The 18,006-nt window shown below is 75.0% G+C and carries 15 protein-coding genes; 7 read left to right on the forward strand and 8 right to left on the reverse strand.

Features of this window, described 5'->3' with window-relative positions; genetic code table 11:
* The first annotated feature begins 208 nt into the window (after nt 1-208).
* The 3 genes from ligA (at nt 209) to ACZ7BZ_RS00820 (ending at nt 3,689) form a co-directional block, all read left to right on the forward strand.
* On the forward strand, nt 209-2,311 hold the full coding sequence (gene ligA, locus ACZ7BZ_RS00810; RefSeq protein ID WP_470356451.1) for an NAD-dependent DNA ligase LigA: 2,103 nt from the start codon (nt 209-211) through the stop codon (nt 2,309-2,311).
* A 239-nt stretch (nt 2,312-2,550) separates the two neighbouring features.
* Entirely contained in the window at nt 2,551-3,342 is a 792-nt protein-coding gene (locus tag ACZ7BZ_RS00815; RefSeq protein ID WP_470356452.1) for a putative protein N(5)-glutamine methyltransferase, read from the forward strand.
* Between the two features lie 89 nt (nt 3,343-3,431).
* Nucleotides 3,432-3,689, forward strand: a complete 258-nt coding sequence (locus ACZ7BZ_RS00820; RefSeq protein ID WP_470356453.1) for a hypothetical protein — start codon at nt 3,432-3,434, stop codon at nt 3,687-3,689.
* 92 nt (nt 3,690-3,781) lie between these two features.
* Here ACZ7BZ_RS00820 and ACZ7BZ_RS00825 read toward each other — a convergent pair whose 3' ends face one another.
* Both ACZ7BZ_RS00825 and ACZ7BZ_RS00830 read right to left on the reverse strand, forming a co-directional pair.
* The gene (locus ACZ7BZ_RS00825; RefSeq protein WP_470356454.1) at nt 3,782-4,801 is read right to left on the reverse strand and encodes an SDR family NAD(P)-dependent oxidoreductase; all 1,020 of its coding nucleotides are present in this window, start codon (nt 4,799-4,801) and stop codon (nt 3,782-3,784) included.
* Nucleotides 4,802-4,869: 68 nt separating this feature from the next.
* Entirely contained in the window at nt 4,870-6,069 is a 1,200-nt protein-coding gene (locus ACZ7BZ_RS00830) for a UDP-N-acetylglucosamine--N-acetylmuramyl-(pentapeptide) pyrophosphoryl-undecaprenol N-acetylglucosamine transferase (RefSeq protein ID WP_470356455.1), read from the reverse strand.
* Nucleotides 6,070-6,132: 63 nt separating this feature from the next.
* Between ACZ7BZ_RS00830 and ACZ7BZ_RS00835 the strand changes: the two genes are divergently transcribed.
* Entirely contained in the window at nt 6,133-6,819 is a 687-nt protein-coding gene (locus ACZ7BZ_RS00835) for a response regulator transcription factor (protein WP_380458355.1), read from the forward strand.
* A gap of 1 nt (nt 6,820) precedes the next feature.
* Nucleotides 6,821-8,278, forward strand: coding sequence for a sensor histidine kinase (locus ACZ7BZ_RS00840; protein ID WP_470356456.1), 1,458 nt, complete (start codon nt 6,821-6,823; stop codon nt 8,276-8,278).
* A 156-nt stretch (nt 8,279-8,434) separates the two neighbouring features.
* Here the strand turns inward: ACZ7BZ_RS00840 and ACZ7BZ_RS00845 are convergent, their stop codons facing one another.
* Together ACZ7BZ_RS00845 and ACZ7BZ_RS00850 are read right to left on the reverse strand one after the other, a co-directional pair.
* A complete protein-coding gene (locus tag ACZ7BZ_RS00845; protein WP_470356457.1) occupies nt 8,435-8,863 on the reverse strand; it encodes a PPOX class F420-dependent oxidoreductase in 429 nt (142 codons plus the stop codon).
* A 338-nt stretch (nt 8,864-9,201) separates the two neighbouring features.
* Nucleotides 9,202-10,599 (reverse strand): pyridoxal phosphate-dependent decarboxylase family protein, encoded by a 1,398-nt coding sequence (locus tag ACZ7BZ_RS00850; RefSeq protein ID WP_470356458.1) that lies wholly within the window; start codon nt 10,597-10,599, stop codon nt 9,202-9,204.
* A 267-nt stretch (nt 10,600-10,866) separates the two neighbouring features.
* On the opposite strand from ACZ7BZ_RS00850, the gene ACZ7BZ_RS00855 reads away from it, so the two are divergent.
* Both ACZ7BZ_RS00855 and ACZ7BZ_RS00860 read left to right on the forward strand, forming a co-directional pair.
* The gene (locus ACZ7BZ_RS00855) at nt 10,867-11,058 is read left to right on the forward strand and encodes a hypothetical protein (RefSeq protein WP_470356459.1); all 192 of its coding nucleotides are present in this window, start codon (nt 10,867-10,869) and stop codon (nt 11,056-11,058) included.
* Entirely contained in the window at nt 11,046-11,099 is a 54-nt protein-coding gene (locus tag ACZ7BZ_RS00860; protein ID WP_470356798.1) for a hypothetical protein, read from the forward strand. The genes ACZ7BZ_RS00855 and ACZ7BZ_RS00860 overlap by 13 nt, the downstream gene beginning before the upstream one ends.
* Nucleotides 11,100-11,116: 17 nt before the next feature.
* Here the strand turns inward: ACZ7BZ_RS00860 and ACZ7BZ_RS00865 are convergent, their stop codons facing one another.
* The 4 genes from ACZ7BZ_RS00865 to ACZ7BZ_RS00880 form a co-directional block, all read right to left on the reverse strand.
* Nucleotides 11,117-12,376, reverse strand: coding sequence for an MFS transporter (locus ACZ7BZ_RS00865; protein ID WP_470356460.1), 1,260 nt, complete (start codon nt 12,374-12,376; stop codon nt 11,117-11,119).
* A 32-nt stretch (nt 12,377-12,408) separates the two neighbouring features.
* Entirely contained in the window at nt 12,409-13,017 is a 609-nt protein-coding gene (locus ACZ7BZ_RS00870) for an ArsR/SmtB family transcription factor (RefSeq protein WP_470356461.1), read from the reverse strand.
* Between the two features lie 319 nt (nt 13,018-13,336).
* On the reverse strand, nt 13,337-16,213 hold the full coding sequence (locus ACZ7BZ_RS00875) for an RNA repair domain-containing protein (RefSeq protein ID WP_470356462.1): 2,877 nt from the start codon (nt 16,211-16,213) through the stop codon (nt 13,337-13,339).
* On the reverse strand, nt 16,213-17,979 hold the full coding sequence (locus ACZ7BZ_RS00880) for an RNA ligase family protein (RefSeq protein WP_470356463.1): 1,767 nt from the start codon (nt 17,977-17,979) through the stop codon (nt 16,213-16,215). The genes ACZ7BZ_RS00875 and ACZ7BZ_RS00880 overlap by 1 nt, the downstream gene beginning before the upstream one ends.
* Nucleotides 17,980-18,006 lie beyond the last annotated feature (27 nt).

The following is an 18,006-nucleotide window of genomic DNA, read 5'->3' on the forward strand; positions in this document are numbered from 1 at the left end:
CGCCTTCGGTTTGCCCCGGCTTGGTCGCGGTGGGTGACGATTCGCGGGCGGTGGACGCTCTGGGGGGCTGGCTGCTGCCCCGTCTCGTGCCGCCGGGTACCTCGGTCGGGTACCTCGGGCCGCCGCTGGTGCCCAGCCGGCCTGAGGCCGTCCGCGGCCGTCCGCGGCCGAGGGGTCGAATGTCAGTGTGGCTCGCCATGATGGCGGTATGAAGGACGCAGCCACCACGGCCACCACCCCTGCCGCTCCAGCCACTCCTGCCGCTCCCGCAACGTCGGAGGCCTACGCCGACGCCGTCGCCACCGCCGTACGGGCGGCCGCGGCGTACTACGACGACGGCTCCACCCCGCTGGGGGACGACGAGTACGACGCGCTGGTCCGGGCGATCGAGGCCTACGAGCGCGAGCACCCCGACCAGGTGCTGCCGGAGTCGCCCAGCGGCAAGGTGGCCGGCGGCGCGGCCGTCGGCGACGTCCCGCACAGCACCCCGATGCTCTCGCTCGACAACGTCTTCTCGGCCGAGGAGCTGGAGTCCTGGGCCGCCGGGCTGGAGCGCAGACTCGGCCGACCGGTCGCCGCCTGGTGCGTCGAGCCCAAGCTGGACGGCCTCGCCGTCGCCGCCCGCTACCGGGCCGGCCGGCTCACCCAGGTGCTCACCCGCGGCGACGGCCTGGCCGGGGAGGACATCACCCACGCGGTGGACGCCGTGCTCGGCCTGCCCGCCCGGCTGGCCGAACCACTCGACGTCGAACTGCGCGGCGAGGTGCTGCTCACCCACGAACAGTTCGAACAGGCCAACGCGGTCCGCACCGCCCACGGCGCCACCCCGTTCGCCCACCCGCGCAGCGGCGCCGCCGGCACCCTGCGCGCCAAGGACCGCCCCTACCGGGTAGAACTCACCTTCTTCGGCTACGACGCCCACGGCCTGCCCGGACTCGGCCACGCCGAGTTGCTCGCCCGCCTCGCCGAACTCGGCGCGAATACCGCCGCCACCACCCAGGCCGCGCCCCGCCGCTGCGCGACCCTCGCCGAGGCCGAGCAGCGGGTCGAGGAGATCGCCGCCCTGCGCGCCGCGCTGCCGTTCGGCATCGACGGCGTGGTCGTCAAGGCGGACGCGGTCGTGGACCAGGAGCAGGCCGGCTCCGGCTCCCGGGCGCCGCGCTGGGCCGTTGCCCGCAAGCTCCAGGCCCAGCACAAGGTCACCCGGCTGCTCGGGGTGGAGTGGAACGTCGGGCGCACCGGGATCATCGCGCCCCGCGCAGTGCTCGATCCGGTGGTCATCGACGGCGTCACCGTCACCTACGCGACCCTGCACAACCCCGCCGACATCGAGCGCCGCGGGCTGATGATCGGCGACCAGGTGTTCGTCTACCGCGCCGGGGACGTCATCCCGCGGGTGGAGGCGCCGCTGGTCGACGAGCGCACCGGCGTCGAGCAGCCGATCGCCTTCCCCGAGGTCTGCCCGCGCTGCGGCGACGCCATCGACCGGGCCGAGCAGCGCTGGCGCTGCGTGCGGGGCCGGGGCTGCCAGGCCGTCGCCTCGGTGATCTACGCGGCCGGGCGCGACCAGCTCGACATCGAGGGCCTCGGTGGCACCAGGGCCGTCCAACTGGTCGAGTCCGGGCTGGTCGCCGACCTCGCCGACCTCTTCACCCTGACCAAGGAGCAACTGCTCACCCTGGAGCGGATGGGCGAGACCAGCGCCGACAACCTGCTCGCCGCCGTCGAGACCGCCCGCACCCGCCCGCTGAACCGGGTGTTCTGCGCGCTCGGCATCCGCGGCACCGGTCGGACGATGTCCCGCCGGATCGCCGCGCACTTCGGCAGCATGGCCGCGATCCGGGCCGCCGACGCCGAGGCGCTGGCGGGCGTGGACGGCATCGGGGCGGAGAAGGCGGCCGTGATCGTGGCCGAACTCGCCGAGGTGGCGGCGCTGTTGGACCGGCTGACGGAGCAGGGCGTGGGGACGGAGGTCACCGAGCCGGTGGTCGCGGTGGCGGCAGCGGCGGCGGCAGCGGGCCCGGCGGCGGAGCGGACGGCGGCGGAGGGGGCGGCGGCCGGCCCGCTGGCAGGGCAGAGCGTGGTGGTGACCGGCAGCATGACCGGCGCCCTCGCCGACCTCTCCCGCAACGAGATGAACGAGCTGATCGAACGCGCGGGCGGCAAGGCCTCCTCCTCGGTGTCCAAGCGCACCAGCCTGCTGGTCGCGGGCGAGAAGGCGGGCTCCAAGCGTGCCAAGGCGGAGGAGCTCGGGGTGCCGGTCGCCACCCCGGAGGAGTTCGCCGTCCTGGTGGCCGACTTCCTGGGGTGAGGCCGTCGGCCGGAGGCCCGATCATGGTCGCTGCGGGTGCGGTAGGGTGACCGACGCTGAACACGATTGCGAACCAGGGAGGTGAGACCCATTACCGGTATGTCCGAGCGGGTGCTCCCGGAGCGCGGCCGTGCGGGCGCACCGCGCGGATAGCGCGGGCGCGCCGAAGCGGCGTCGGCCCTGGCGGGAGCCCTGACGGAGTCCTCCGTTCTCCTCCTGTCCTGCCCAAGGGGTTCCCTTTGCCGATCTTCGCCTCCGCTGCTCTCCGTTCCTCCGTCGTCTCCCGACTGCGCACCGCCGGTTGTGTGTTCGCCGAGGACGAGGCGCGGATCCTGCTCTCCGCCGCCGCCACACCCGCCGAACTGGCCGTCATGGTCCGAGCCCGCGCCCAGGGTCGGCCGCTCGAGCACGTCGTCGGCTGGGCCGAGTTCGCCGGGCTGCGGATCGCCGTCGACCCCGGCGTGTTCGTGCCGCGCCGGCGCAGCGAGTTCCTGGCCGCCGAGGCCGCCCGACTGGCCGGGCCCGGTGCCGTGGTGGTCGATCTGTGCTGCGGCAGCGGCGCCCTCGGCGCCGCCGTGGCGGCCGGCGCCGGACACCCCGTCGAGCTGTATGCCGCCGACCTGGACCGGTCCGCCGTCCACTGCGCCCGCCGCAACCTCGCCGGCACGGGCGCCCGGGTCTTCGAGGGCGACCTGTTCGACGCGCTGCCCGACGCGCTGCGCGGGCGGGTGGTGGTGCTGATCGCCAACGTCCCGTACGTACCGACCGGCGACCTCGAACTGCTGCCGCCCGAGGCCCGGTTGCACGAGGCGAGGCCCGCGCTGGACGGCGGGGCCGACGGACTGGACGTGCTGCGCCGGGTGGCCGCGGCGGCGCCCGGGTGGCTGGCGGCGGGCGGGGCGCTGCTCTTCGAGACCAGTGAGCGCCAGGCGGCCGCCGCCCTGGCGGTGGCCCGGGCGGCGGGCCTGGCGGCGGAGGTGAGGCGCGAGGAGGAACTGGACGCCACCGTGGTCATGGCGACGAGGAGCTGACCAGTCGGCCGCCCGCGTTCGACGCTGCCGCCGCCCGTGGTCCCCGGTCCCGTGGCGGACCGTCCTGAATGCGCTGTCACGGTCGCGCCGTGACCGATGAGGCGGGTGAGGCGGCACGGCAGGTGCCGCGGTTCGACCGGCAGACCGTCGCGCTGGGTGCCGCGTACCTCGGGTCGGCGGGGGTGGTGGTGCGGATCGGCCAGATGAAGCTGCCGGTGACGTTCGGTGCCGTGGTGGTGGTGCGCACGGGCAACGCGGCGGCCCGGGGGGAGCGCCGCGCCCGGCGCGGGTACCTCGCGGGCGTTCGCCACGCCGCGGCGGGCGGAGGCGTTGCGGCCGGCCCGTAGCCGGTGCCTCCCGTAGCGGGCGCAGCCCGGGCCGGTGCTGGGTCGGGCCCGCCGGGAAGCACCCCGGCGGGCCCGAGCACGGTGTTGCGCCGTCAGACCTGGTAGCGGTTCGGGGCGAGCAGGTGCAGGTGCTCGGCGACCCAGTCGGAGGTGCGCCGCAGCCCCTCGTCCAGGCCCACCAGCGGCTGCCAGCCCGCCAGTTCGCGCGCCTTGCGGTTGTCGGACAGCAGTCGCTCGACCTCGCTGCCGCCCGGGCGCAGCCGGCTCGGGTCGACGACGATCTCGGCGTCCCGGCCGGAGGCGACGATCAGGGCCTTGGCGAGGTCGCCGATGGACACCTCGCTGCCGGTGCCGAGGTTGACGACCTCGCCGAGCGCGCGGTCGGCCCGGGCGACGGCCAGGAAGCCCTCGGCGGTGTCGGTCGCGTAGGTGAAGTCGCGGGTCGGGGTGGTCGAGCCGAGCCTGACCTCCCGTGCACCTGAGTGGAGTTGGGCCAGCACGGTGGGGATCACCGCGCGGGCGGACTGCCGCGGGCCGTAGGTGTTGAACGGGCGGACCACCGCGACCGGCAGCTCGAAGGTGTGCCAGTAGGACAGCGCCATCATGTCCGCGCCGATCTTCGAGGCGGAATAGGGGGACTGCGGCTGGAGCGGGTGCCGCTCGTCGATCGGCGCGGTGATCGCCGTTCCGTAAACCTCGCTGGTGGAGGTGTGGACCAGTCGGGCGCCGTGCCGCAGGCAGGCGGCGGCGACGTTGTGGGTGCCGACGACGTTGGTCTGCACGTACGCCTCGGGCGCCTGGTAGCTGTAGGGGATGCCGATCAGCGCGGCGAGGTGGAAGACGGTGTCGCAGCCGGCGACCGCGTCCAGGACTCGGCCGTAGTCCCGGACGTCACCGGCGTACATCTCCACGGAGGGGTCCGGCTGGGCCAGGTAGCGGGCCAGGTACCCGCGCTCGGCGTACGGCTTGTAGTGCACCAGGGCCCGGACGCGGGCGCCGCGGGCGACCAGCAGGTCGACCAGGGTGCTGCCGATGAAGCCCTCGGCGCCGGTGACGAGGACGCTCCGCCCGCTCCAGTCCTGTGCCACGCCGGGGGTGTCGAAGTCGGTCATGGGGGTTCCTCCGTAGGGTGTTCGGAATCGGCCGGGTGTCGACCGGCCAGGTGTCGATCGGTCGGGAGTCAGTGGACGGACGGGGTGGGGACGGAAGGCTGCTCGGGCTCGGGCGCCGGCGTGCGGCCGATGACGCGTAGCACCTTGGCCGCCAGCAGGTCGGCGGCCCGGGCGTGGTCGCCCGGATCGGCCGCCCGCTCCATCGCGGCCAGTCGGGCCGGGTCGGCGAGCAGCGGCTCCACCAGCGCGGCCAGTCGGTCGCCGGTGCAGTCGCCGTCCGCCAGTAGCAGGCCGGCGCCCGCGTCGGAGAGGACGCGCGCGTTGTGGGTCTGGTGGTCGTGCGGCGCGTGCGGATAGGGCACCAGCACGGCGGGGATCCGGAGGCTGGACAGTTCGGCGACGGTGGCCGCGCCGGAGCGGCACACCATGAGGTCGGCCGCCGCGTAGGCGAGGTCCATCCGGTCCAGGTACGCGACCGCGTGCGCCGTCGGGTTCCCCGCCAGCGCGGCCGTCACCTGCGCCAGCGCGGCCGGGCCGGTTTTGATCAGCAGCCGTCGGTCGGTGCGGTGGCGCCAGCGCGCGGCCAGCTCGACGGCGGCCGCGGTGAGCCGGGCGGCGCCGAGGCTGCCGCCGTTGAAGACCAGCAGCCGCACGTCGTCCGGCACGCCGAAGTGCCGCCGGGCCTCGGCCCGCAGCGCCGCCCGGTCGAGCCGGGCGACGGCGCCGACCAGCGGCATTCCGACGGTCTGCGCCGACCGGCCGGCGGGCAGGTGCTCGCGGGTGCGGTCGAAGGCGAGCGCGATGTGCGGGGTGAGCCGGGCGGCGAAGCGGTTGGCCCGGCCGGGCACCGCGTTCGACTCGTGCACCACGCTGGGCAGCCCGGCCATCCGGGCGCCGACGATCACCGGCGCGCTCGGGTAGCCGCCCATGCCGACCGCCACCTGCGCGCCCTGGGCCCGCAGGATCTCGCGGCAGTCCCGCCCGGAGCGCAGCAGCGCCGCGGGCAGCAGGTAGCGGCGCGGGCCGAGGGAGGCGTCGAAGGGGATCATGTCGACGGTGTGCAGCCGGTAGCCGGCCTGCGGGATCAGGGTGGTCTCCAGCCCGCGCTCGGTGCCCACGAAGGAGATCACCGCCCGGGGGTCGGCCCTGCGCAGCGCCTCGGCCAGCGCGAGGCCGGGGTAGATGTGCCCGCCGGTGCCGCCGGCACCGATCACCACCGACAGGGGGCGGTCGTTCTGGTGGCCGTGAGGGCCGTGTTCTGTCCGCATGCCGTAAACCCTGCTGAGGCCGTCTAAGAGACTTCTCAGAGTCGTTTTGAGAGGGTTGTCCGCATGAGCAACGGGCAGAGGGTGTTGGTCGTCGACGACGATCCCGAGGTGCGCGCCGCGGTCGAGGACGGGCTGACGGTCGAGGGCTACCAGGTGCGCGGCGCCGCCGACGGGCTGGCGGCGCTGAGCGAGGTGGCCGGCTGGCAGCCCGACGCGATGGTGCTGGATCTGCTGATGCCCGTCCTCGACGGTCTGGCGGTCTGCCGCCGACTGCGGGCGCTCGGCGACCGGATCCCGATCCTGGTGCTGACCGCGCGCGACTCGGTGAGCGACCGCGTCGACGGCCTCGACGCGGGTGCCGACGACTACCTGGTCAAGCCCTTCGCCCTGGACGAACTGACCGCCCGGCTGCGCGCCCTGCTGCGGCGCAGCGCTCCGCCGGTCGAGGAGCCCGGCTACCGCTTCGCCGACCTGGAGGTCGACCCGGTCACCCGGACCGGGAACCGGGCCGGGCGGCCGCTGGAGTTCTCGCGCACCGAGTTCGCCCTGCTGGAGGCCCTGCTGCGGCACCCCGGGCAGGTGCTCCCGCGCGAGATGATCATGGAGCGGGTGTGGGGCGCCGACTTCGGCCCGGACTCCAACTCCCTGGCGGTGTACGTCGGGTACCTGCGCCGCAAGCTGGAAGCCGGCGGCGAACCGAGACTGGTGCACACCGTGCACGGGGTCGGCTACCGACTGGACCGGGCCTGAGGTGCGGGCGGACAGCTCCGGGGCGCGGGCAAGGGCGAGGGCGCGGGCGCGGGCGAGGGGAGCGGGCTCGCGGGCGCACGCCCGCTGGCGGCGCCGGCGGCCGCTGCGCACCCGGCTCGCACTCGCCTGCACCGCCGCGGTCGCCGTGGCCACGCTGGGCATCAGCGCGGCCGCGTTCAGCATCGTGCGCTACGAACTGAACCACCAGCTCGACCAGCACCTCACCCAGCAGGCCACCCAGGTGCAGCAGCAGTACCGCAACCAGGGCCCGCAAGTCGTCTACGGCGAGTGCAACTACCTCGCCGCCCCGGCCTGCACGCAGATCGTCTCCGGTGACCCCGCCAAGGCGCCGAACGAGCCGTACCTGCTGCCCGTCACCCAGGCCACCCGGCAGGTCGCCGAGCGGCAGCGGGCCGGCTACTTCACCGACCTGACGATCGGCGGCCACCCGGCCCGGATGCTCACCACGCCGATGATCGCGGCGCCGCCCGGCACCCGGCAGGCCGTCCAGGTCGCGCTGCGCACCGACAGTGTCCAGGAGGCGGTGCGGCAGGCCGCGGAGCTGATGGCGGCCGTCGCGGCGGCCGGTGTGCTGCTGGCCGCCGCGCTCGGGCTCACGGTGGCCCGCACGGCCCTCGCCCCGGTGGCCCGGCTGACCCGCACCGCCGAGCGGATCGCCGCCACCCGGGACGCGGGGCTGCGGATCGAGCTGCCGCCGGGACGCCGTGAGGACGAACTGACCAGACTGGCCAGCAGTTTCAACACCATGCTCGGCGAACTGGAGCAGTCGGTGGCCGCCCAGCGCAGGCTGGTCGCCGATGCCTCGCACGAACTCCGCACCCCGCTGACCGCGCTCCGCACCAACGCCGAACTCCTTTCGCGCGCCGACCGGTTGACCGACAGCCAGCGCGACCGGGCGGCGGCCGCACTGCACCGCCAACTGCGCGAGGTGACCGGGCTGGTGAACGACCTCATCGAACTGGCCCGCGACGAGGAGCCGCTTCCGCTGCTCGAACAGGTCGCGTTCGGCCAGCTCGTCGCCCACTGCGTGGACACCGCCCGCGACCACTGGCCGGGGACCGTCTTCGCCCTGGACGACGACACCGCCGAGCGAACCGTCGCGGGCGTACCGGCCCGACTGGTCCGGCTGTGCTCCAACCTGCTGGACAACGCGGCCAAGTTCAGCCCCCCGGGCGCCGCCGTCGAGGTCCGCCTCGGCCACGGGCACGACCGGCTGGAACTGACCGTCCGCGACCACGGCCCCGGCATCGCCCCCGAAGACCTCCCGTACGTCTTCGACCGCTTCTACCGGGCCTCCGCGGCCCGCGCCCTCCCCGGCTCCGGCCTGGGCCTCGCGATGGCCCGCCAGATCGCCCACGCCCACGGTGCCACCCTCACCGCCGAGTCCGCCCCGGGCGGTGGCGCGCTGTTCCGGCTGCGCCTACCGGCCGGCTCCTGAGGCTGCATGAAGCCGGGATCCTGAGACCGGATGAAGCCGGGGTCCTGGGGCCGTACGAGGTCGGATCCTGAGCCCGAACGAAGCCGGGTCCCGAGACCGTACGAAGGAGGGCCGACCCGGCCACCGCACCCCCGTCGCGGTGGCCGGGGCGACGGCTCAGAGCGCGGCGCCGTACACGTGGTCGACCGGGACGGTGAGCAGCACCCGGCGGTCGGCGACCATCGCCGCGCGGTACTCCGCCCAGTCGGGGTGCTCCCCGGCGGCGCGGCGGTAGTAGTCGACCAGGGCCTCGACCTCCGGCCCGTCCGGGTCGGTGCCCGGGCCGGTGAGGGTGGCGATGCCCTCGGCGGTGGCCCAGGAGCGGCCGTCCGGCCCGGTCACCTCCAGGCTGACCCGCGGGTCCCGGCGGAGGTTCGCGGTCTTCGCCAGGCCATCCCGGGTGGAGATCAGGATGGCGTTCGCGGATCGGTCATAGAACGGCAGAACGGGGGAGAGCTGAGGCCGCCCGTCCGCCTTGATGGTGGCCAGGATGCCGAGGCGGCTCTGTGCGAGCAGGGCGTACGGGTCGTGAGCAGTGGCGGTCATGGGAGCATCATCGGGCCTCACACCGGTGTGAAGGTCAAGGCGCGGCATACGTGTTGCGGCGCCGGCGCCGGATTGACCCCGAAAGATGAGGAATCGCGGAATCGCCGGTGGCGGGCGCCGCCCGGGGTCCGGGGTCGGGAGACGACGGGGTGTGACGAACCGTCACCGAGCACTGATCCGGGCGCTGAGCGCAGCGCCGGTCCGACCCGAGGGAGCACCGCACGATGGCTGCCGACTACCGGCCCCGGGAACTGCTGGAGTTCTCCGACGACCTGCACCACGAGGACGTCCCCGCGTGGTCGGGAGCGCCCCCCGCGTGGGTCGGACCGGGGCGGTGGTCAGGCGGGTTCCGGGGTGCGGACGGCCGCAGCGAGCGCGGCGGCCGTCCGCCGGACATCCTCCTCCGTGGTGCGCCAGTTGCTGAACGCCGCGCGCAGGGCGGGCCGGCCGGCGTAGCGGGTCGGGGTGAGGAAGGCCTGGCCGGAGAGCCGGGCGGCGAGGGCGGTGAGGCGCTCGGGCGTGGGGTCCTCGGCGAGGGTGAAGCAGACGACGTTGAGGCGCACCGGCGCGAGCAGGCGCAGGCCGTCGATCGCGCCGATCGCCTCGCCCAGCGCCTGGGCGCCGGCGGTGCAGCGCTCCACGATCTCCCGGTGCCCGGCCCGGCCGTAGGCGCGCAGGGTGAACCAGGCGGCCAGGGCGCGCAGCCGGTGGGAGTTCTCCGGCGTCAGGTGCACCAGGTCCGGGTGGTCGCCGACCGGGCCGAGGTAGGCGGCGGCGTTCTGGAAGACCCGGGCCTGGAGGTCGCGGCGGCGGGTGAACTGCACGGCGCTGTCGTACGGGACGTTGAGCCACTTGTGCAGGTCCACGCAGACCGAGTCGGCGAGGTCCAGCCCGGCCACCAGCTCCGCGTGCTGCGGGGAGAGCGCGGCGAAGGCGCCGAAGGCGGCGTCCACGTGCAGCCAGAATCCGTAGCGCTCGCGGAGCGCGGCGATCGCCCGGAGGTCGTCGAAGTCGACGGTGTTCACGGTGCCCGCGTTGGCGACCACGACGCACGGGCCGTCGACCTCGGCGAGCGCCCGCTCCAGCGCGGCCACGTCCACCGCCTCCCGGCCGGGCAGGGCGGGGACGGTGGTCAGCGCGGTACGGCCCAGGCCCAGGACGGACAGGGCCTTGGACACGCTGGAGTGCGCGCCGCCCGACAGCACCCGCACCCGGCCCAGCGCGGCGACCCCGTCCTCGGCCACGTCCACCCCGAGCCGTTCGCCCAGCCACTCCCGGGCGATCGCCAGACCGACCGTGTTGGACATGGTGGCGCCGCTGACGAAGGTGCCGCTGTGCACGGGGGAGAGCCCGAACAGCTCGCGCAGCCAGCCGACCGTCTCGCGCTCCAGGTGCTGGCCGGCCGGGTCGAGCGAGGAGTTGGAGTTCTGGTCGGCGGTCGCGGTCAGCCAGTCGCCCACCAGGGCGGCCGGGGTCGCCCCGCCCGTCACGAAGCCGAAGTAGCGCGGCCCGGCACTGGCCGACAGCCTCGGCTCCCAGCGCTCGCCGAACTCCGCCAGGGCCGCCCGCAGTCCGCCGCCGTCCTCGGGCAGCGGCCCGGACGGAGTCGGGTGGCCGGCAGACGGCGGGATCACCGGGCGGTCGTCGAGGCCGGCCAGGAAGCCGACGGCCCGCTGCCGGGCCTCCTCCAGCAGGGCCGGCAACCGGTCGAGGTCGGCGGCGAGTTCAGGGTGCATGGTGGTTCTCCGTTGATCGGTGGTCAGGCCGAGGCTAGTGCCGGCCGGAGCGGGTGTCGCAGGCCAATCCGGTGCCGGTGGCCTGGGCGGGTCGCGGGGAGTGACTCGTTGGTCAAGCGGCGAGCTGGTAGCGGGCCTGGTGGTTGGGCTGGTGCTCTTGGCCCAGATGGAAGGTCCAGTGGCGGTCGAAGTCGCCGTCGGCGAGCATTGCCCGGAGTTTCGGGACGACCTCGCCGCCGACGCGGAGCCGGGCGACATGACGATGCGGTGCCAGGCGCGGCGAGCGAACCGGTCCTCTGCTTCTACGCGCGTGTCCCGCTCGACGGCCTGGAGAGCCCGGCGACACCGAGCGAGGCCCGCGCCTCGGTGTCCGCGCTGCCCGGCCGGATCCGGGAGCTGCCGTACGCGACCTTCGGCGGCGGTCGCTGGTACGTCACGTCGGCGACCTGGAGGTCCTGACCGTCTGGCTCGGGCATCCGGAGTTCCGCATGGTCAAGTGACGACGAGCGCGGTGGAGTTACCGCCGGGGCAGTTCGGCCTCTCGCACCGCCCGGGAGGTCAGGGCATAGAGCGCGCCGAGGCAGGAGAGGGCGCCGCAGCCGACGAAGACCGGGGCCGCGCCCCAGGCGCCGATGGCGGCGCCGACCACGGGGTAGCTGAGCGGGGCGAGGCCGACCATGGTGAGCATCGCCACGGAGGTGACCCGGCCGAGGTAGCGCGGGTCGGCGGTGGTCTGGATCAGGGCGCCGTCCAGACTGCCGAAGACGCCCGCGCTCAGCCCGACCAGTGCGGCGAGCACGGCAGCGGACCACAGGGCGGGGACCAGGCCCAGCGCGGCCGCGCCGACGCTGCCCAGCAGCAGGGTCACGGCCATGGTGACGCCGGCCCGGGGCAGCCGGCCGGCGACGGCGAGCAGGGCGGCGCTGGCGGCGGCACCCGCGCCGAAGCAGGCGACGATCAGGCCGTAGCCGGACGGACCCCAGCCGCGCTCGGCGTTGAGGAGCACCATGCCGACGTTGAGGGTCCCGGTCAGGCCGAGTTCGCAGACCGCCCCGGTGAGGAGCAGCGGGGCGAGCAGGCGGTGGTGGCGGATGTAGCGAAGGCCGTCCGCCAAGTCCGCTCGGGGGCCGGTTGGTTCGGCGGCAGTGCCGGGGTGCGGGGCCGGGTCGAGGGGCTGGATCCGTATCGACAGCAGCAGCGGCAGCGAGAGGGCGAACAGTGCGCCCGCGACGGTGAAGGCGACGGCCGGGCCGCCGAGGCCCATGGCCAGGCCGCCGACCGGCGGGCCGGCGATCTGGCCGAGGCGCACCGCGAGCGAGCGCAGGCCGGTGACCCGGGCGAGCTGGTCCGGGCTGGTGATCCGGGGCGGCAGGGCGCCCACGGCGGGGACGAACAGCGCGTCCACGGCGCCGAAGACCAGCGCGACCGCCACCAGCAGCCACAGGGCGGGCGCCGTCAGTGCGATGCCGACGGCCACCGCCAGGATGAGGAGGCAGCGCAGCGCATCGCTGCCGAGAATCACCCGCCGGGGGTCGAACCGGTCGGCCACCACACCCCCGCCGAGCATCAGTAACGCTCGCGGGAGCGCGCCGGAGGCCATGACGAGTCCGACCTCGGCCGGACCGGCGACCTTCTGGGCGGACCAGCCCAGGGCGACGAAGTACACGCTGTCGCCGATGAGGGAGACCGTGTAGGCAGTGAGCCAGCGCAGCACGATGCCGTCCCGGTGAGCCGGGTGAGCGGCGCGTTCGGGCAGGAGCGTCTCTTGGGCGGCCATGGTTCGCTCCAGTGAGTCGGAAGCCGGCTGAGTCATGGCCGGAAGGGAAAGCCGTAGACGTGCACGGACACGTGCTCGCGGCCCTCGGTGTCGCCGGCCGCCTTGGCAGCCTTGCCGCGCTCACGCCAGCGTCGGGCCAGTGCCTGAAGCTCTCCGCTCATCTCGGCGAGTTCGATCGGGGTGAGGTCCAGCAGCCACTCGGAGGTGAACGCGGCGTCCGTCCACTTTGCGCCCCAGGCTGCGCTCTGGTCCAGGTAGGTGCGGTACTGGGCGGCCCGGCTGTCCACCAGTCCCCGGGTGACCGCGCCGACCGCGGCCGCACCCTCCGGCGTGCCGGTCAGATCGGACTCGCGGAAGCCCCAGCCCTCCTCGGAGGAGACCTGCCACCACCGCTCCCGCCCGTCGGAGCTCTGCCCGGTCGCCACGGTGACGAAGCCGTGCTCGGCGAGCTTGCGCAGGTGGTAGCTGACCAGCGACGGTGCCTGGTCGACCTGCTCGGCGAGCCGGGAGGCGGTGGCGGTGCCGGCGGCGTAGAGCAGCCGGTAGAGCTGCATGCGCAGCGGGTTGGTGAAGGCCTTGAGTCGGGAGAGGTCGGTGATCCGCTCCGTCTCGGCGTGCTGCGGGGGGGTCGGCTGGTCCATGGCTCTACGGTAGGTCCGAAAGAAAAGTTGCGCAATGAAAACTGCGCAAGGAAACTTTCTGATCTCTCCGGGTGTGTGACCGGACGTGCTGCCCAAGGCCGCCGTGAGTAGCGCGCAGGCCGCTCTCAACTGCGAGCCCGGCGCCTACCGGATCGACGTCCTCGGCAAGCCCCTGAACTGGAGCGCGCCGTTCCTGGCCGACGACGGCATCCGCCTGCGCGAATCCACGTTCTTCAGGGTTTTCGTGCGGGGCCCTCCGCGCCCCTGCTCCGGCCCCCGGCGCCGCACCCGCACCGCGCCACCAAGAGGCGGACGGACGTCAGCGGGGCAGGGTCGGGACGGCGCCGCACTCGACGTGTTCGACGTGGACGCCGGGCAGGCTGCGGGACCAGCCGGTGGCGACGGGGGTGAGCCGGGCGCGGGGGAGTGGCGTGGTGCCGAGGCCGATCGGGAAGTGGGTCCGGTTGTCGCGGGTGCGGTAGGGCTGGGGCCAGGCGTGAAGGCGGGTGGCGCCGGCTTCTTCGAGCGCGCTGAGCAGGGCGCGCAGGCGGCCGCGGGCGGGGCCGACGGAGTCCGGGTCGGCGGTGACCACGGCCCAAGCTGCGTGCCGGCGGTGCAGTGGGGGTGGGGTGAGCAGGGCGGGCCACGGGTCGGGGCTCGTGGTGGTGAGCTCCCAGGCACGGTAGAGCTCTTCGGTGAGCAGGTCGCGGGTGTCCGGGCCGACCTGGGTGGTGCAGCTGCGGACGGGGGCGGAGGGGGTGAGGACGGTCAGCGGGGCCGGCTGCTGATCGCCGAACTCGCCGGTGAGGCTGACGGGTTGGCGCCAGTCCCAGGAGGCCCAGGTCGCGGTGAAGCGCTGGAACAGATCGTCCCCGGCGGCGGTGTCGGGGGCAGTGTCGGGGGCGGTGTCGGAGGCGTCGAGGACGGTCCGGGCGGCGAGCACCGACCAGGCAAGCGACGGCAGTTGGCCGAAGGGCGCGCCGTCCAGGCCGCGCGCTCGGGCCCAGGACTTGACCTGCCGGGCCAGCCGGACGAAGCGGGCGTGCCGCTCCCCGGGCGTCGAGTCCCCGAGCGTGGAGTCCCCGAGCGTCGAGAGGATCGCCTCGGCGTCCGTGACGGCGCTCAGTGCGATGGCCGCCGCCTCGCTCAACTCGGCGCGTCGGGGCACCGCTTGGGCGGGGTCGAGGGTGCCGGTGAACACCACGACGAGGTCGACCGTCAGCCCGTCCGCCTCGAACCGCAGCCCCGGCACCCGGGCGCCGCGCACCTCGCGCAGTCGGCGGGCCTGCGGCAGGGCGGCCGCGACCCGGGCCAGCACCCCGGGCAGGTCGGCCGGGCCGGGCAGGGCCGCCACCAAGTCCAGGTCGCTGCCGTCCAGTTGGCAGCCCAAGCGGCGTGAGCCGACGGTGTGCACCACCCCCTCCGGCAGGGTCGAGGCGACCAGCCTGGCCAACTCGGCGGCGCGGGCGGTACGTTCGGCCGGCTCGGGTCGCAGCGGCGCCGGAGGCTCCTCCGGTAGCTCCCGCACCTCGCCCGTTCCCAGGGTGACCACCGCACGCGGGCGCATCGGCTCGTCGCCCCGCCGGGAGAGCACCACCAGCTCGCCGACCCGGGCGACCAGGCCGCTCAGCCGGGCGGCGCAGTCGGCGGCCACCCGCTGGGGGTCGTCGCTGCGCCCGAGGCTCAGGTGCGGGGTGTAGCCCTCGGCGAGGCCGCGGCCGCGGCAGCGGGGGAAGCGGCGTTCCAGGGCGTGCCGCAGTGCGGCCCAGGGTTCGGGCGTGGCGGCGGCCGGGTCCAGCCAGATGGTGGCGTCCTCGCGGTGGCCGAAGGTGTGGACGCCTTCCAGCCGGGCGGTGAACGGCGCGACCTCGGCGGCGGCCGCGCCGAGCAGCGGCAGGGCGCGGTCGAACTCGGACTCCGGCACGAAGCCGAACAGCAGGTTGACGTGCGGGGGCCAGCGGTGCAGCTGGGGGTCGTAGGCGGCGCGCAGCCGCTGGATCGGTGGCCACAGCTCCTCGGGCGGCAGCCAGGCGACGGCGGTGCGGGCGGTGGGCGCGGCATCGAGGGTCCGCGGGGCGTGGGCGCCGCCGAGGGCGAGGTCGACGGCCAGGCCGTAGTGGTCGGAGGGGTGGAGGCCGTCGGTGGTCGGCTGGTCGCCGAGCAGGACGGCGGCGGTGGCGCGGGCCCGGTCGGAGCGGTTCAGGACGCGGTCGATCCGGCCGGGCCGGCCGGTGAGCGAGGAGACGGCGGCGAGCGGGTTGACCGTCGGGTCGAAGGTGGGGGTGTCGTCGGCCGGGCCGTGCACCTCGCTCCAGGCGTCGCGCAGTCCGAGGGCGGCGGCGGGGCCGGCCGGCCCGGAGCGGGCGTCGTTGAAGTCGCCGAGCAGCAGCAGTTCGCCCTCGACGCCGGCCAGTCCCTCGGCCAGCCGGGCGAGTTCGGCCTGCCGACGGGCGGGGCCGTCCGTCGAGTGGTCGCTGCTCAGGTGGACGGCGGCGACGGTGAGCGGCGTGTTGTCGGCGGTCCGGAGGGTGACGGCGGTGACGGCCTTGTGCGGGCCCAGCACGTGCAGGCCGGCTTCCAGCACCGGGAGGCGGCTGAGCAGCAGCAGGCCGTACTCGGGCACGTCGCGGCCGGCCGGGTCGGCGCCGAGGGTGTAGCCCTCGCGGACCCAGGGCTGGGCCAGGAGCTGGACGACCAGGGTCGGCTCGACCTCCTCGAGCGCGATGACGTCGGCGTCGGCGGCCGCCAGCTCGGCGAGCAGCAGTGGCCGGCGTCGGGCCGTGTCGATCCGGTCGCCGTCGTAGCGGTCCCAGAGGGTGTTCCAGGTGACCACGCGCAGGGTGTCCCCGCCGGTGGCGGTGGTGTCGGCCGCACCGGGCCCCCAGCCGACGTCCGGCCGCCAGGCGTACGGGGTGGTGGCGGTGAAGAAGGGCGAGGGCAGTCGGCGCGGTTCGGTGCGGTGCCCGGCCGTGGTGGTGTCCAGGAGGTCCACGCCGGTGGTGCGGTCCCACACCACGACGCCGTCGGCCTCGACCCAGCGCACCCGGTGCCAGGGGATCTCGCCGGAGGCGGTGAAGGCCTCCAGTGGGACGCGCTTGGTGCGGTCGTCGCGCTGGCGCACGCCCAGGGTGAACCGGGCCGGGTCGAAGCGGGCGTCCCAGCGGATGCGCTGGCAGATCTGCTCGATGGGCCGCATCACTCCTCCTCGGAGTCGAGCATGCCCGCCGTGTCCTCCACGGTGCCACCCGGGCCGACGTACCAGGTGCGGTGCGCCTGGCCGGGGTGGGGCGGGCGGTAGCGGTGCACTTGGGCGGTGAGCACCTCGGGCGGTACCGGGTGCGGGCGGACGGCGTTGCGGCGCAGCAGCTCCGGCTCGCCGACCAGCAGCACCACCTGGGTGAGCAGGGCGTCACGGCGCCGGGCGATGGCATGGACGTGGGAGCGCTGCTCGGGGTTGAGCGAGGTGGCGTCCCAGACCACGGTGGCGGCGGGGTCGGCCAGGGCGGTGTCCAGCCGGGCCAGGCCGGTGCGCAGCACCTCGGGGTTGTTGCGCTGGTCGGCGCGGGAGCCGTTGGCGGCGCGCAGGTCGTCCAGGCTGATCCGGGCGGAGACGCCGGACAGGGTGGCGGCGAAGGTGCTCTTGCCGCTGCCGGACGGGCCGCTCAGGTGGACCAGCCGGGGGAAGCGGCCGTCCCGCCAGCGCCAGGTGGCGGCGACGGCCTCCTCGACGGTGCTGATCCGGCCGAGTGCGTACGCCTCGCGGGCCTGGGCCCAGCAGCGGTCGGCGGCGACGGGGTCGAGGTCGGCGATGGCTTCGCGCAGGCCGGTGCGCAGCCAGGCCAGCGGGTCGGCTTCGAGCAGTCCGGCGTCCTCGGCGTGCAGGGCGGACCAGGCGACCTGTTCGCGCTCGGCCCGCCCGGGGGCGGCGGCCGCGGCCACCGCGTGCAGCACGCCGAGGTCGGCGGCGCCGGCGAGCCGGACCAGTCCGGCGCGGCGCTCCTCGTCCGGGTACGGCTGGTGGAGGCCGGGGTGGAGGCCGACCAGGTCGGCGACCCGGCGGGCCAGCGGCAGGCCGAGCCGGTCGGCGAGTCGGGGTGCGAGCTGAGGTGCGGGCGGGGGTGCGGGCTGGGGCGCCAGCGGGTCCCGGGGGGTGGTGCGCAGCGCGGCGGCGAGGACGCCGGCCAGCCGGGCGTCGCCGGTGCGGCCGAGTTCGTCCAGCCGCGCCGAGACCTCGGCCAACTCCTCCGGTCTGGCGTCGAGTTCGTCCGCACTCAGGCCCAGGGCTCCGGCCAGCAGCGGGAGGTCCGTCGATCGGCCCGAACGGACGTCCCAGAGCGCGGCGTTGGGGCCGAGACCGTTCTCCACCACGGCGGCGTGCATCCAGTGGGTGTCGGTGCGGACGTGCTGAGGGCGGACCCACTTGGCGATCCGCTCGCCGAACTCGGCCCGGGGGAAGCCCCGGACGGTCCGTACGACGTAGCCCTCCTGCCGGTCGAGGTCCAACCGCAGGGCGCGCAGGGCCCGTTCGTCGTAGCGGCCGCGCCAGAGCACCCGGGGTGCGGGGACGCCGAGGCGGCGCAGGAAGCGGACGGTGTCGTCCCAGCCCAGGCAGTGGTCCTGGTCCGTCCAGACCGAGAAGCCGTAGAACCAGCTGTCCAGGGCGGTGTACGGGATGGAGTGACGGGCGAACAGGTTCTCGCCGCAGATCCGCCAGCCGGCCGGGATCCGGGCGCCGATCCGGTGCTGCAGGCCCTTGACCCAGGCCCGGGACGGGTGGTGGGCGGAGTCCAGCGATCGGGCGTGCAGGCCGTCGGCGTAGAGCGTGGTGTTCTCGCCGTCCAGCTTCTCGGTGACGACGACCTCGGCCCCGGCCAGGCCGGAGACGTCCCCGGTCCGTACGTCGTCCGCCGCCGCCCCCGGCGACCAGGGGAGATGCGGCGTCCGGGGGTAGTGCACGCGCATGTCAGGCTCCCTGGACGTCCTTGATCC

The sequence above is a fragment of the Kitasatospora sp. NPDC036934 genome, assembly GCF_055608425.1.